We start from the raw sequence: 14,035 nt of genomic DNA, 5'->3' as shown, positions 1-14,035 counted from the left end.
AAAAAATCTAATGAAGTTAAAAGTGCAGGTGGTGTTTCAGTGTCAATAATTCCTGCAAACCCGACTGCAAGTGATTGTCTGCGTGTTGTCATTCAAGGGTCTCCTGGGCGCAGCGCTGTGGCCTGGTCGGTAAATGGCTCTATCGTATCCACAGGATCAGATACTGGTATTTGTCCGGAGCACTATCGCCGTGATGATATAGTCACAGTTGAGGTCGGTACAAAGGATCAGGGTGCAAAGGCATCGGTTACTATCGGCAACTCTCCGCCTCGCATTGTTGATATCTCTTCTTCCCCGGATGAGATTTTTGCCGGAACAGATATTCATGTTGAACCTATCGCAGAAGATGCGGATGATGATGACGTGACTTTTAGCTTTCAATGGTTGATTAACGGTGAAGAGAACCCAAATTACACCGAAGCCACCTTGCCCGGGAACGCCTTCATCAAAGGTGATGAACTGCAGGTTCTGGTTACGCCGAATGATTTCTACGTGGATGGTCCTGTCTACGAAAGTTACGCGACACATGTACCAAATGCCCCCCCGCGCATAATCTCAGAGCCGCCCATTGAGATCTCATCACTCGATTATCTTTACCAGGTCGAGGTGAGTGACCCTGATGATAGCCAGTTTACCTATCGATTGGATGAGGGCCCTGAAGGAATGGAGATTGATCCCGCGAGTGGCCTGGTGAGCTGGTCTCTCTCTGATGTTGAACCGGGCGAATATAAAATAGCCATCATAGTGACTGACCCGGAAGGGGCTGAAGGCGCTCAGGAATATAACCTGACACTCGGTGCTCCGCAATAAAGGGTTGTGGAACGACAAGACGAAAAAGACTGATCCTTTATCGACTAGAAAGAATAAAAGGACGACCTTTTCAGGTCGTCCTTTTATTCTCAGTTATTGTGAACGGCTGTAATTTAATTACTTCCTGCTTAGTCCGGCTTTTCTCCCTTCTTGTATTTTTCGTAGTACTCTTTGCGGCTCATTCCTATTAGAGCCAGATTTAAGCGGAAGCGTAAGTCACGCAGGTCATGTTCTGTTGACTTGGATGCTTTGCTGATTTCCTCTACAGTCAGGTAGCTGACTCCTTGTGCGCCGGTTCGTTCCACGCAGAGATAAATTTCACCTTTTTGTAAGGGGACAAGCTGTTGTGCTGCAGCCCACGTGTCTTCCTGCCCCTTCCTGTAAAAGAAGTTAGAGCAGACAGCGGTTACTATTGCGAGTATGACGATGGCGATTATAACGTTCAGGTATTTGCCCATAGCTGGCCTCTTTTATTCAAATGTACATCATAAGATTGACTGAAGATTAGCATAGTTGCCGTCGTTGTTGAAGAGATCAATTTGGTAAACCTCGGAACGCAAAGACGCATAGTAAATAAAAAAATGTGGTTATCTACTACACTCAACTAACTTATCGAAGTTAGCAGAAAACCATTTTACCCTTACAAATAAAGAGGCTTTAAGGTCAAAATAAATATTAGTAACAGGGATAGGCAGGATAAAGTGAAATCTTCGAGACTTGGATAAATCACTAATATTTGGTTCTTATGGTTTTATCCTGTACCTCCTGTATATCCCTGTTCAAAAAAAGTTTAAGACCCTATGGTTACTGGTGGAGCGAAGTAGATAAAAAAATTAAAAAGGCAGTTTGTTTAAGTTACAGCTTCGCGCCTTTGCGTTGAATTTCTGTGAATGAACCGTATCTGTCGAGCGAAAGACAAAAAGGCCTCCCGAAAAGAATCGGGAGGCCTTTGGTTCTTAAGAATTAGTTCTGTGCAGAGTTACTTAATATTGTAGAAAACGTCGGCTCCGGCAAAAACAGCGACATCCTCAAGCTCATCTTCGATGCGCAGTAGCTGGTTGTATTTGCAGATGCGGTCGGTGCGGCAGAGTGAGCCGGTTTTGATCTGGCCGGCGTTGGTAGCCACAGCGAGGTCGGCGATGAAAGTATCTTCGGTTTCGCCGCTGCGATGCGAAACAACCGCGGTGTAGCCGGCACGTTTGGCCATCTCGATGGCTTCGAGGGTTTCGGTCAAGGTGCCGATCTGGTTGACCTTGATCAGGATCGAGTTGGCGATGCCTTTATCGATGCCTTCCTTGAGGATCTTGGTGTTGGTGACGAAGAGGTCGTCGCCGACGATCTGGATCCGGTCACCGAGGCGGTCTGTGAGCAGCTTCCAGCCGTCCCAATCGTTCTCGGCCATGCCGTCTTCGATGGAGATGATCGGGTAGCGTTCGACCAGGTCAGCGTAGAACTCAACCATGTCTGCGGCTGACTTCTCTTTCTGTTTTTCGTTCTCAAGGATGTAGGTACCATCCTTGTAGAGCTCACTGGCGGCCACGTCGAGAGCCAGCAGGATATCTACGCCCGGCTTGTAGCCTGCAGCTTTTATAGCTTCCATGATCACTTCGAGGGCTTCTTCGTTGCTCTTCAGGTCGGGAGCGAAACCACCCTCATCACCGACAGCCGTATTGTAGCCTTTGTCTTTGAGGACCTTTTTCAGAGCATGGAAGATCTCAGCCCCCATCCGCAGCGCTTCCTTGAAGGACTCTGCGCCGGCAGGCATGATCATGAATTCCTGGATGTCGACGTTGTTGTCGGCATGCTCGCCACCGTTGATGATGTTCATCATGGGCAGTGGCAGCTCCTTGGCGTTGGTTCCGCCAAGATATTGATAGAGAGGCAGGCCGGCTTCTTCGGCTGCGGCTTTCGCGACCGCGAGGGAAACGCCGAGCAGGGCGTTGGCGCCGAGGTTGCTTTTAAAGTCTGTGCCGTCCATGTCCAGAAGCTTGCGGTCAATGCCTGATTGGTCGGACGCTTCCCAGCCGAGCAGTGCATCGGTGATTACTTCGTTAACGTGAGTGACGGCCTTCAAAACGCCTTTGCCGAGGTAACGGCTTTTGTCGCCATCACGAAACTCGAGAGCTTCGCGTTCGCCTGTAGAGGCGCCACTCGGTACTGCGGCACGACCCATAACGCCGCTTTCGAGGTAAACTTCGACTTCAACAGTTGGATTGCCACGCGAATCAAGAATTTCACGGGCATAAATGTCGACGATCTCACTCATGATTTCTGTCCCCTTGCTTTTGAAGAATGTTTTTGGTCTTTTATGTCTGCTTTGATTGGTTGTTTGAAGGTTTTTTTATAGCACATCATGATAAAATTTAAATCAAATAACTTGGGTCTTATTTCCCGCAGCTTGCTGCGTTGTTTAACATTAAAGAGACAACCTTTGTTTCGCCGCGGTGAAAATCTATCAAGATCTATGGTTAGAGCAAAACCAAGAGCTCATGTAAACGCGATTTACCACTAAGACACTAAGAAAACCATTAATGTCAAAGCAATTTCACAGGGATGAAGGGGATGAAAGGGATGAAAGGGATGTAAGTCTTCAAACATAAGGTCAGTACAAAAATTAACGCAGAGACTCGGAGACGCTGAGAAGATTGACCAAGGTGTCCGTCCTTTTACCCTCAAAGTTTTTTTACTCTGCGACCTCAGCGTCTCCGCGTTAAAACTTTTTTTGGGTTATAGAGCCGAAACAGAAAGGCCAAAGCTTTGCTTGATTTTTCTCTATCCTCTTAACCCCCTTCATCCCTGTGAATAATGTATTCTTGATTGTACAGATTTTCATAGATTTTGATCGCGGCTAAAAATAGATTCCAATTGTGTTGACAACAAATAGTTCATCCATTTTCCCTGTGATTTAACTAATGTCAATGCGACGCAATTGATTTGCGCAAACCAAGGTGGTATTTTAGCAAGTTCACGCAACATAAATTATAATTGGCTATCTATTTCGATTCAGTTGTATAACCCCAAAAAAAAGTTTAGCGCAAAGGCGCGAAGGGGTAGAGAAAGACCGCAAAGAAAACTATTTCAACAAGCAAGAATAGCAATCTTTTGCGCCTCTCTTGGCTTTTCATGGCGTCTTTGCGTTAGATCTTTTGATTTTGCTCTTACTTGAGTAAAGTCGATAATCGGAAAACTTTAAAGGCTACTTTTTGAACGATCAAATAAAACAGCAAAGCTTTGAACCTGCCGACCCCAGGTTGGCGCATGCACTGTTCGGGCAACAGAACCGCCATCTGAAACAGATAGAACGTCTCACCGGTGTTCGAGTCAGCTCCAAGGGGACGACTGCTGTTCTTGAAGGTGCGGCTGAAATGGTGACGCGCGCAACCCGTATGCTGGAAGAGTTGTCCGGGCTGCTGGAAAAAGGCTATGATCTGCGCCCGACCGACATCGAATACGCCGAACGTATCCTGCGCATGGATGAATCGGCGAAGTTGACGGAAATCTTTCTGGATACCGTCACCGTTTCTGCCCGTAACAAGGCCATCTCCCCGAAAACGCTCGCCCAAAAGGCCTATCTGGACGCCATGCGCAGCAATGATGTGGTCTTCGGCATCGGTCCCGCTGGCACCGGCAAAACCTATCTGGCTATGGCAATGGCTGTAGCGCTTTTGAAAAAGAAAGAGATCAGTCGTATCGTTTTGGTGCGGCCGGCGGTAGAGGCTGGGGAAAAGCTGGGCTTTCTGCCGGGGGATCTCACTGAAAAGGTGAATCCTTATCTGCGTCCGCTCTATGATGCGCTTTACGATCTGATGGATTTTGATCGCGGACAGGCCTTGATCGATCATGGTGTGATTGAAGTGGCTCCTCTGGCGTTTATGCGCGGCCGGACCCTTAATGATGCTTTCGTTATTCTCGATGAAGCGCAAAACACCACCAAGGAACAGATGAAGATGTTTTTGACGCGGCTGGGTTTTGGCAGCCGTGCTGTGATTACAGGTGACGTGACACAAATCGATTTGCCAAACGATCGCATCTCAGGGTTGGTCCAGGCCAGGGATGTTCTGAAAAATGTCGAGGGTGTTAACTTTGTCCGTTTTACTGACATCGATGTTGTTCGACATCCGATTGTTCAGGCTATAGTCAGAGCCTACGATGCTCATACGCCTGCATAAATAAGGCTTCACAGGAATTGCATGACCAAAAATGAACGAAAATCAGACGCTGTATCAACCCAGAAGCCGCTCTCTCGGGTGGCGAAGCAGGAACAGCGCGAGAATGACGAGAGATTCCAGCGAACCCTTCTGTTACTGGCCCTGGTGGCGTTGCTGACCCTTATTATCGTTCCCAAGGGTGTTTTAACGCCGACTGAGTTTAGCCCCGGTGATATTGCCCCTCGCGACATCAAGGCTCCTTACGATCTGTTGATTCCCGATGACGATTTGTCGCAGCAGAAGAGGGTTGAAGCGGAGAAAGCTGTTGCTCATCTTTACGACTTCGATCCGGCAACCGGAACAGCAGTCACAGGACAGGTCGTTCAGGTCATATCTTCTTTGCAAAGAGAGCAAGAGCAGCAGGTTGCAGTTGAACAGCAGCTTGCCGAGCTTGAAGCAAACTTTGGCATCAAGCCGAGCAGTAAATCGCTTGCTGCACTGAAGGAACTATTGACTCTGGAGGATATCTATCCCCGTATTGCCCAGGTGATTCTTCCGCTTTATCAGCAAAAGGTTGCCGGCAACCTCAAACTCTTTGAGGCTGATCGTTCCAAGGGTGTGATCTTTCGTGGGCCCAATGATCAGCCTGAGTTTGTTGACCAGGGTGTTGAAAAAATTATTGGTCTTGGTGAACTCCAGGATTCCCTGAAAAAAGCACTCGGCACGACAGAGTTTACAGGCAAACAGCAAGTGGCTTTGCGAGAATTGATCGTGCCGCTGCTGCGGCCTAACATCTCCTTTAACCAGAATGAAACCGAAGCGCGCAGGGCGTTGGCCCGGGAAGACGTTAAACCCGTCCTGATCCAGGTTAAGAAAGGGGAGATGATTGTCCGTGAAGGTGATCGTATTACACCGGATCAGCTGAAACGGCTTGGCGCGCTGCAGGATGAAAACAGCGCCGCTACTCTCTGGCGCAAGGCCTCTGGCATTCTACTCAGCTGCTTTATCCTCATCTACTTTGTCCATACCTTTGCCCGTCGGAATATTCGAAAATATCAACCGGAAAATCGGGATTTGCTCTTTTTGGCGACAATCTTTGTCGTCCAGATTCTGGCCTTGAAGGTTTCGATTTTTATCGCAACCGCATTGGGAAGTGCTTTCCCCTACGTGGAACAGAACGCCTACTATTACCTCTTCCCCTTTGCCGTCGGTACCATGTTGGTGCGCGTGGTCCTGAATTCAGAGGTCTCTCTGGTTTTTGCTATCCTCTCTTCGATCCTCACCGCGGTTCTTTTCGGCAACAGCTTCGCTGTTTTGATCTTTGCTTTTCTGACCAGTCTTTCAGGCGCGCACTGGGTTCGTCATGTCACCGAACGCTCTTCTCTGTTCCGGGCCGGACTGCGCCTGGGGCTCTTTAACTCTGTGCTGCTTTTTGCACTGCATTTGACCACGAGCAGGCCCTTCGATCTGCAATTACTTTACAAGCTGGGGTTCGGCTTTACAGGTGGCCTGGCTGCTGCGGTGATTGTGACCGGGATTGTGCCTTTGGTTGAATCACTGTTTCGCTATACGACCAATATCAAGCTGCTTGAACTGGCCAATATGAATAACCCGCTCTTAAGGGATCTGATGGTGCAGGCTCCGGGGACCTACCATCATTCCATTATCGTCGGTAACCTTGCCGAAGCGGCCGCGGAAAACATTGGCGTCAACCCCCTGATGGTCAGGGTCGCGGCTTACTATCACGATATTGGCAAAATCAGAAAGCCTCAGTATTTTATTGAGAATATTGGCGGTCAGGAGAATCGACACGATAAACTGGCGCCCTCCATGAGCGCGCTGATCTTGATGGCCCACGTTAAAGATGGCGTCGAGATGGCCCGGGAAAGTCGCCTGGGGCAGGCCCTGACGGATATTATTCGTCAGCATCACGGTACCAGCCTGATGAAGTTCTTTTACGATCGGGCAAAGAGCAAGGCTGACCCCGAGGTTGAGCAGATTGACGAGCGCGATTATCGCTATCATGGGCCCAAGCCACAGACCCGGGAGGCCGCTTTGATCATGCTGGCTGATGCGATCGAGGCTGCCAGTCGAACCCTGACCGATCCGACTCCGGCACGTATCCAGGGGATGGTGCAGAAAATTATCAACAATATCTTTATCGACGGGCAGCTCGATGAATGCGAATTGACCCTGAAGGATATTAACAATATTGCCAAAAGCTTCAAGTTGGTCCTCGGTGGCATCTTCCACTATCGAGTCGATTATCCGGAGCCTGTCAGCAAGGAACGTAGCATGGAGAAACCTACCGGGAGTTTAAATGAAGATCGCGATAGAAAATCAACAGAAGAACCAGAAGATCAGCAAAATTCAACTGCGAAAGGTAGCACAGAGGATCTTAAGCGCCTCGGCATGTCCTGAGGCTCATCTTTCGATACTGATTGTTGATGATGCTACTATCCAGGGGATTAATCGCGACTACCTGAACAAGGATCGACCCACCAACGTTATTTCGTTTGCCATGCAGGAAGGTGAGGGGAGCGGCGTCCAACCCGATCTGCTCGGTGATGTGGTGATCTCTGCAGAGACCGCCGCGCGTGACGCCTGTGAGGCGCAGAATTCGTTTGAAAGTGAACTGTATTTCCTGCTGCTCCATGGTATCCTGCATTTGCTCGGTTATGACCACGAGCGTGGAACCGAAGAAGATGCGAAACTTATGGAAGTCAGAGAACGAGAAGTCTTTACTTTGATCCGTGAGGAGTTTCTTGCTGAATGAAGGCTGAGCCTACCAAGCCCAAGGGATTTATCGGTAGCGTTAATTGCGCGATCGAGGGTATCCTCTGGGCGGCTAAAACACAGCGTCATATGCTTTTCCACCTGGTCATGGCCATACTGGTTCTTATCGGTGCCCCGGTCTTGCACCTCACTCTGTACGAGTTTGCCCTGCTGGCCCTGGCCATCACCCTGGTTTTGTTTGCCGAACTGGTGAACACGGCAATCGAAGTGGTGGTCGACTTGGTTTCCCCCGATTTTCATCCCCTCGCCCAACGCGCCAAAGATGTTGCCGCCGGTGCTGTGCTTCTTGCCAGTGTCGGCGCATTGGTGCTTGGTTACCTGGCGGTGTCGAGGTTTTTCTACACGGCCGGAGCGAGTGCCAGCCAGGAGTTCATGCGTTCTACTGGTAATGTCGCGATTATCTCCGTTGTCGTGGTCGTGCTGCTGGTGATTCTGGCCAAGGCCCGGGTGGGCAAGGGCACGCCGTTGCACGGTGGTATGCCAAGCGGTCATGCCGGAGTGGCTTTTTCCATTGCCACCTCAGTGGCCTTTTCTGACGTCGGTCTGCTGATGATCCTGCTGGCCTGGTTTCTTGCGGCGTTGGTCGCTCAAAGCAGGGTCCTTCTTGGCATTCATAACCTAAAAGAAATTGTTACAGGTGGCGTGGTTGGCATAGCGACGACCCTGGCCCTGCAACTGGCTTTTCACTAACCGAACAGGAGTGTCCTTCTCGTGGAAGACGATCAAAACCCGCAACGCAACTCATTCAGCTCAACCTTCAGTCGTTTTTTTCGGGGACGTTCACGGGCTTTAACAGAAAAAGAGCTGCAGGACGCGATCAACAGTTCCGAAGAAGAGGGGATCCTCAACGAGTCAGAAGGTGACATGTTGCAGTCGATCTTTGAGTTCGGGGACACCATTGTTCGTGAAGTGATGGTCCCTCGTACTGACATGGTCTGTTGTCCTGCCGATGCGACTCTAGGTGGATTTCTCGAATTGATTATTCGCTCCGGGCACTCCCGTGTCCCTCTCTTTGAAGGCTCTACGGACAAAATCGTTGGCGTTGTTTACGCAAAAGACCTGTTGCGCCACTGGGGCGCAAACGATGAGACTCTGACTCTGACAGAAGTTATGCGGACGCCTTATTTCATTCCCGAAACCAAGCGTATAGATGATCTTTTGAAGGATTTTCGGACACGCCGGGTGCATATGGCGATTGCCGTTGATGAGTATGGTGGTACTTCCGGTCTGATCACGATAGAAGACCTGCTCGAAGAAATCGTTGGCGATATTCAGGATGAATACGATCTGGAAGTGCCATGGTTGCAACCACAGGAAGACGGTACACTTCTGGTGGATGCCCGGGCCAATGTTGAAGAATTGGAAGAATACTACGATATCGAAATCCCCCGCGAAAAGTTCGATACGGTTGGCGGCTATCTGTTCCACCTGTTAGGCAACGTGCCCCAAAAGGGTGAGAAGGTCAGTGATAACGGCCTGGTACTGATGGTTGAAGACTCTGATGCACGTAAAATTGAGAAGGTCCGTGTCTGGCGTGACGCTGAAGCTTCTGGAACAGAGTGATGATACGCCGATTCCTGCCTGACAAAATAACCTGCTGCAGCGCTTTGTCCGGCTTCTTGCTGGCATGTTCTTTCCCTCTCCCTGATTATCACCTGCTTGCGTGGCTCGGACTGATCCCCCTGATCATGGTCATGCCGAAGCGGCCTTTCAAGAGTGGCTTCGTCGCCGGGGTGGTCTTCTTTGCGGTGACCCTCTATTGGCTCAATATCGTGATGACCACCTATGGTCATCTGCCTGTCCTGCTCTCCTTTCTGCTCTATCTGTTGCTTGCAGGCTATCTGGCCCTTTACTGGGCGATTGCCTCCTGGGCGGCCTGTCGTCTCAGGGAATTCAGAGGTTACTCTTTTGCTTTAACCTTGCCGGTTTTCTGGGTTGCCCTGGAGTTCCTGCGGGAGTTCTTGCTGACCGGCTTCCCCTGGGCAACCCTCGGTTACTCCCAGCACGACTGGTTGCCGATGGTTCAGTCTGCGGACCTTGTCGGCGTCTATGGCTTGAGCTACCTGATTGTCTTATGTAATGCCGCTCTTGCCGAGAGCTTTCTGCTCAAGAGTCGCAGCCCTTCGCAAGGGCGGCCGGGGAAAGCCCTTGCCGTAGCAATCGTCCTCCTGCTGGGAAACTATGCTTACGGAGCCTGGTGTCTGCAACAGGGCCCTGATGCCCGTGCCGAATCCCTGGCGGTGGCTGTTGTGCAGGGCAATATTCCACAAGGGCTCAAGTGGAGGCCCGAGAATCAGATCAGCACAGTGAAAACCTATCGTGACCTGTCGTTGCGGGCTGAGCAAGAGGGAGCGAAGGATCTGATTGTCTGGCCTGAAGCCGCCATGCCGTTTTATTTCCAGGATGGAGGGCCTCTGGCTGATTCTGTTGCAGACCTCGCTGCTGAGGCAAAAATCGCTCTCCTCTTTGGTAGCCCTGCCTACCGTCGAGACTCAGGAGCCTTACGTTATCTGAACAGCGCTTTTCTGCTTTCGCCGACGTCTGAAGTACAAGGACGGAGTGATAAAATTCACCTTGTTCCCTTCGGCGAATATGTACCCCTTGGCAAGTTCCTGCCCTTTGTTAACAAGCTCGTCGCCGGCATCGGTGATTATTCTCCCGGCGAGATCAACCCCTTGCCGATTGGAGCGCACAAGCTTGGCGTTCTGATCTGTTACGAGGTGATCTTTCCTGAGTTGGCGCGGGAATATGTCCGGCAGGGCAGTGATTTGTTAGTGAATATCACGAACGATGCCTGGTTCGGTAAGTCCTCGGCCCCCTGGCAACATCTGGCGATGGCCCGTTTCCGGGCGATAGAGAATCGCGTCTGGGTGGCACGTGCCGCCAATACCGGCATCTCCGCCTTTATATCCCCGTCGGGGAGGGTTGTAAAGCAAGCCGGCCTTTTTGAGACAGCTTTCCTGTCGTCTGAGGTTGGCCTGGGTGCACAACCAAAGCTTTACTCGCATATGGGCGATCTGATTCCAGGGGCTTTCCTGCTGATCTGTTTGATATGGTTGATTCAGACCCGCCGTCGCTTTTTTTAACGCAAAACCGTAACTCACGCGGAGGCGCAGAGATCGCAGAGAAAAACAGACCAGCTCATGTTTTTTTAGGTTTTGCCCTGCTCTGCGATCTCTGCGTCTTGAGTGAGCAGAGCGAACGGGCGTGAATCGTTTTGTGCTCTTCGGGTTTTACTTTTTTCCAATGGATTAAATGGAGCGATGTAGATAACCAGGCAAGCTTTTTCGGTTCATTATTCAGATTGCTTGCAATGATTACCAAGAAAAACCCTAAATCCATGAAGTTTCCTTGTTCCGTTCGTTGACTACAGGTATAATCCGCTGTTCGACTTTAGCGTTGGGAGTTTATAATGTTTCGTGAAGAAATTGAATTGTTGAAAAGCCTCCAGGACAAGCTCTCTGAGCTGAGGAGGTATCTTTGACATTGATAGCAAGCGTGAGCGCGTCTCGGAGCTGGAAGCGGACGTTGCCAGGCCGGAATTCTGGAATGATAACGAGAAGGCTCAGGAGGTTCTGAAGGAAAGAACCTTACTGCAAAAGCTCGTTGAAGATTGGGAGTCGGCAGCCCATGGCCTGGAGGATGTCCAGGTTATGATCGAGCTCGGCGAGGAGAGTGAAGACGAAGAGGCTCTTGCGGAAGTTCGTGAGATGTTGCCAGCGTTGGAAAAGTCGATCGGCAGGATGGAGTTTGCCCGCATGCTTTCCGGCGAACATGATGCCAACAACGCAATCGTCAGTATTAACGCCGGTGCCGGTGGTACGGAAGCCCAGGATTGGGCCGAAATCCTCTTGCGTATGTATCTGCGTTATTGTGAGCGCAAAGGTTTCAAGGCCGAGATTACGGAATATCAACCCGGAGATGAGGCCGGTACCAAGGGCGTCACAATCACCGTTACCGGGGATTACGCTTTTGGTTACCTGAAAGCGGAGAAGGGGATTCATCGCTTGGTCAGAATCTCTCCTTTTGATTCCAATGCTCGTCGCCATACGTCCTTCTGTTCGGTTTTCGTTTTCCCTGAACTCTCCGATGATGTCGATATTGAGGTCCTGGATAAGGATCTGAAGGTAGATACTTATCGTGCCAGTGGAGCCGGTGGTCAGCATGTTAATAAAACGGACTCGGCGATCAGAATAACGCATCTCCCCTCCGGTATCGTTGTCAGCTGCCAGAGCCAGCGCTCTCAGCATAAAAACCGCTCTACGGCAATGAAGCAGCTGAAAGCACGGCTCTATGAAATGGAGATGGAAAAGAAAGAGAGTGAAGCCGAAGAGTTGGGTGGCGAAAAGAAGGATATTGCCTGGGGTAGCCAGATCCGTTCCTACGTGTTGCACCCTTATCGTATGGTTAAAGACCATCGCACTGATTTTGAGAGCGGCAATACCGATGCTGTCCTTGACGGCAACCTGGACGGTTTCATTGAGGCATATCTGATGCAGTAATGATAGCTCAGGGACTGACCCTGCAGTTAAAGGGACTGTCCCATATTTAAGAGAAAAGAACGACCAGGAATAACTGACCACTGACCACTGATTACTGATTACTGATTACTGATTACTGATTACTGATTACTGATTACTGATTACTGATTACTGATTACTGATTACTGATTAAATATATAAGCTAAGGAAAGACATTATGGCGGTAGAGGAAGAAGTAGGTAGCAACGAAGTTATTGCCCAACGGCGCACGAAACTCAAGGACCTTCGCGAACAGGGGCACAATCCGTTTGCCAATGGTTTTGTGACCGATACCACGGCAGGCGAGGTGCGCACGGCTCATGCAGAGCATGATGCTGCGGCCCTGGAGGGGCTTGAAGCAACCTATCAGATCGCCGGTCGAATTATGGCGAAGCGTGATTTTGGCAAAGCCGCATTTATTCAGATTCAGGACCGCACTGGTCGACTTCAGGTTTATGTTGCTAAAAGCCTCGTCGGTGAAGAGAGCTTTGAGCTTTTTCGCAAGTTCGATCTTGGTGACATCGTTGGCATTAAAGGGCGCCCGTTTCGAACTAAAACCGATGAACTTTCTTTGCGTGCCGAGTCGATTCTGCTTTTGACCAAGTCGTTGTTACCCCTACCGGAAAAATGGCATGGCCTGACCGACGTGGAAACCCGCTATCGCCAACGCTATCTTGACCTGATGGTGAACCCTGATGTGCGAGAGGTTTTTCGCAAGCGCAGCCAGATCATCTCCTTGATCCGTGATTACATGGTCAACAACGATTACCTCGAAGTTGAAACGCCGATGATGCAGCCGATCGCCGGCGGAGCAACGGCCAAGCCGTTTATTACTCATCATAACACTTTAAAGATGGATCTTTTCCTGCGCATTGCTCCAGAGCTTTACCTCAAACGCCTGGTCGTTGGCGGTTTCGAGCGTGTCTTTGAGATCAACCGTAACTTCCGTAACGAGGGGATCTCTATCCAGCACAATCCTGAATTTACCATGATGGAGTTCTACCAGGCCTATGCGACCTACGAAGACCTCATGGAGCTGACCGAAGAGTTGATCTGCCATGTTGCGGAACAGGTGGTCGGTCGCCTGAAATTCATGTATGGCGAACGTGAGGTCGATTTGAGCCGTCCCTGGCAGCGCCTGACCGTACGCGAATCAGTCGTCAAATACGGTGATATCAGTGAGGCTGATGTTGACGATCGTGACAAACTGCTGTCTTATGCAGATAAACTGGGACTGGAACTCGACAAGAAAATCGGCTACGGCAAGCTGTTGACAGAGGTCTTTGATGCTGTTGCCGAACCCGAACTCTGGCAACCAACCTTTATTACCCAGTATCCCACGGAGGTGTCTCCCCTTTCACGCAAGAACGATCAGGATGAGAACGTGGTCGATCGCTTTGAACTCTTTGTCGTCGGCCGTGAGCTTGCAAACGCGTTCTCCGAGTTAAATGACCCTGACGACCAGCGTGAACGTTTTGTTAAGCAGTTGGTTGAGAAAGAAGCCGGTGATGAAGAAGCTCACGCCATGGATGAAGATTACATCCGCGCGCTTGAGTACGGTTTGCCGCCAACCGCAGGTGAGGGGATCGGCATTGATCGCCTGGTGATGTTGTTGACAAATTCCCAGTCAATTCGAGATGTTATCCTCTTTCCACAGATGCGACCGGAGTCGAAAGGATAGGACCCAGGCGCGGGTCGCGAAGAATGGGGAAGAGCCAGCTTTTGATCTCCCCAAACCTCGGGCCTCGTACCTCGTTCCTG

11 protein-coding genes are annotated in these 14,035 nt (G+C 50.3%); 9 read left to right on the top strand and 2 right to left on the bottom strand.

The features are described from left to right. The first annotated feature begins 39 nt into the window (after positions 1-39). On the top strand, positions 40-810 hold the full coding sequence (locus P9J64_05270; GenBank protein MDG5467732.1) for an Ig domain-containing protein: 771 nt from the start codon (positions 40-42) through the stop codon (positions 808-810). Between the two features lie 128 nt (positions 811-938). Here P9J64_05270 and P9J64_05265 read toward each other — a convergent pair whose 3' ends face one another. Next, entirely contained in the window at positions 939-1,268 is a 330-nt protein-coding gene (locus tag P9J64_05265) for a hypothetical protein (protein MDG5467731.1), read from the bottom strand. Between the two features lie 521 nt (positions 1,269-1,789). Beyond that, positions 1,790-3,076, bottom strand: coding sequence for a phosphopyruvate hydratase (eno, locus tag P9J64_05260; GenBank protein MDG5467730.1), 1,287 nt, complete (start codon positions 3,074-3,076; stop codon positions 1,790-1,792). A gap of 937 nt (positions 3,077-4,013) precedes the next feature. Between eno and P9J64_05255 the strand changes: the two genes are divergently transcribed. The 8 genes from P9J64_05255 (at position 4,014) to lysS (ending at position 13,955) form a co-directional block, all read left to right on the top strand. Continuing rightward, positions 4,014-4,979 (top strand): PhoH family protein, encoded by a 966-nt coding sequence (locus tag P9J64_05255; protein ID MDG5467729.1) that lies wholly within the window; start codon positions 4,014-4,016, stop codon positions 4,977-4,979. Positions 4,980-5,000: 21 nt separating this feature from the next. Then, the gene (locus P9J64_05250; GenBank protein MDG5467728.1) at positions 5,001-7,379 is read left to right on the top strand and encodes an HDIG domain-containing protein; all 2,379 of its coding nucleotides are present in this window, start codon (positions 5,001-5,003) and stop codon (positions 7,377-7,379) included. After that, positions 7,279-7,734: an rRNA maturation RNase YbeY gene (gene ybeY, locus P9J64_05245; protein MDG5467727.1), complete on the top strand. Its 456-nt coding sequence runs from the start codon at positions 7,279-7,281 to the stop codon at positions 7,732-7,734. Before P9J64_05250 ends, ybeY begins: the two co-directional genes overlap by 101 nt. Then, positions 7,731-8,444, top strand: a complete 714-nt coding sequence (locus P9J64_05240) for a diacylglycerol kinase (protein MDG5467726.1) — start codon at positions 7,731-7,733, stop codon at positions 8,442-8,444. The genes ybeY and P9J64_05240 overlap by 4 nt, the downstream gene beginning before the upstream one ends. A 21-nt stretch (positions 8,445-8,465) precedes the next feature. Then, a complete protein-coding gene (locus tag P9J64_05235; protein MDG5467725.1) occupies positions 8,466-9,317 on the top strand; it encodes a hemolysin family protein in 852 nt (283 codons plus the stop codon). Continuing rightward, positions 9,317-10,840 carry an apolipoprotein N-acyltransferase gene (gene lnt / locus P9J64_05230; GenBank protein ID MDG5467724.1) on the top strand — a complete coding sequence of 508 codons (1,524 nt, stop codon included), beginning with the start codon at positions 9,317-9,319 and terminating at the stop codon, positions 10,838-10,840. Before P9J64_05235 ends, lnt begins: the two co-directional genes overlap by 1 nt. Positions 10,841-11,166: 326 nt before the next feature. Next, positions 11,167-12,256, top strand: a protein-coding gene (gene prfB, locus P9J64_05225) for a peptide chain release factor 2 (GenBank protein ID MDG5467723.1) whose coding sequence is annotated in 2 segments (ribosomal slippage) — positions 11,167-11,235 and positions 11,237-12,256 — 1,089 coding nt in all. Because the reading frame shifts where the segments join, the coding sequence is not laid out codon by codon here. 196 nt (positions 12,257-12,452) lie between these two features. Next, a complete protein-coding gene (gene lysS / locus P9J64_05220; protein ID MDG5467722.1) occupies positions 12,453-13,955 on the top strand; it encodes a lysine--tRNA ligase in 1,503 nt (500 codons plus the stop codon). Positions 13,956-14,035: the final 80 nt, after the last annotated feature.

Source organism: Deltaproteobacteria bacterium IMCC39524, assembly GCA_029667085.1.
GTDB lineage: Bacteria > Desulfobacterota > Desulfuromonadia > Desulfuromonadales > BM103 > M0040.
The sequence above is the reverse complement of the archived record's forward strand: the minus strand, read 5'-3'. Positions and strand labels throughout refer to the sequence as shown.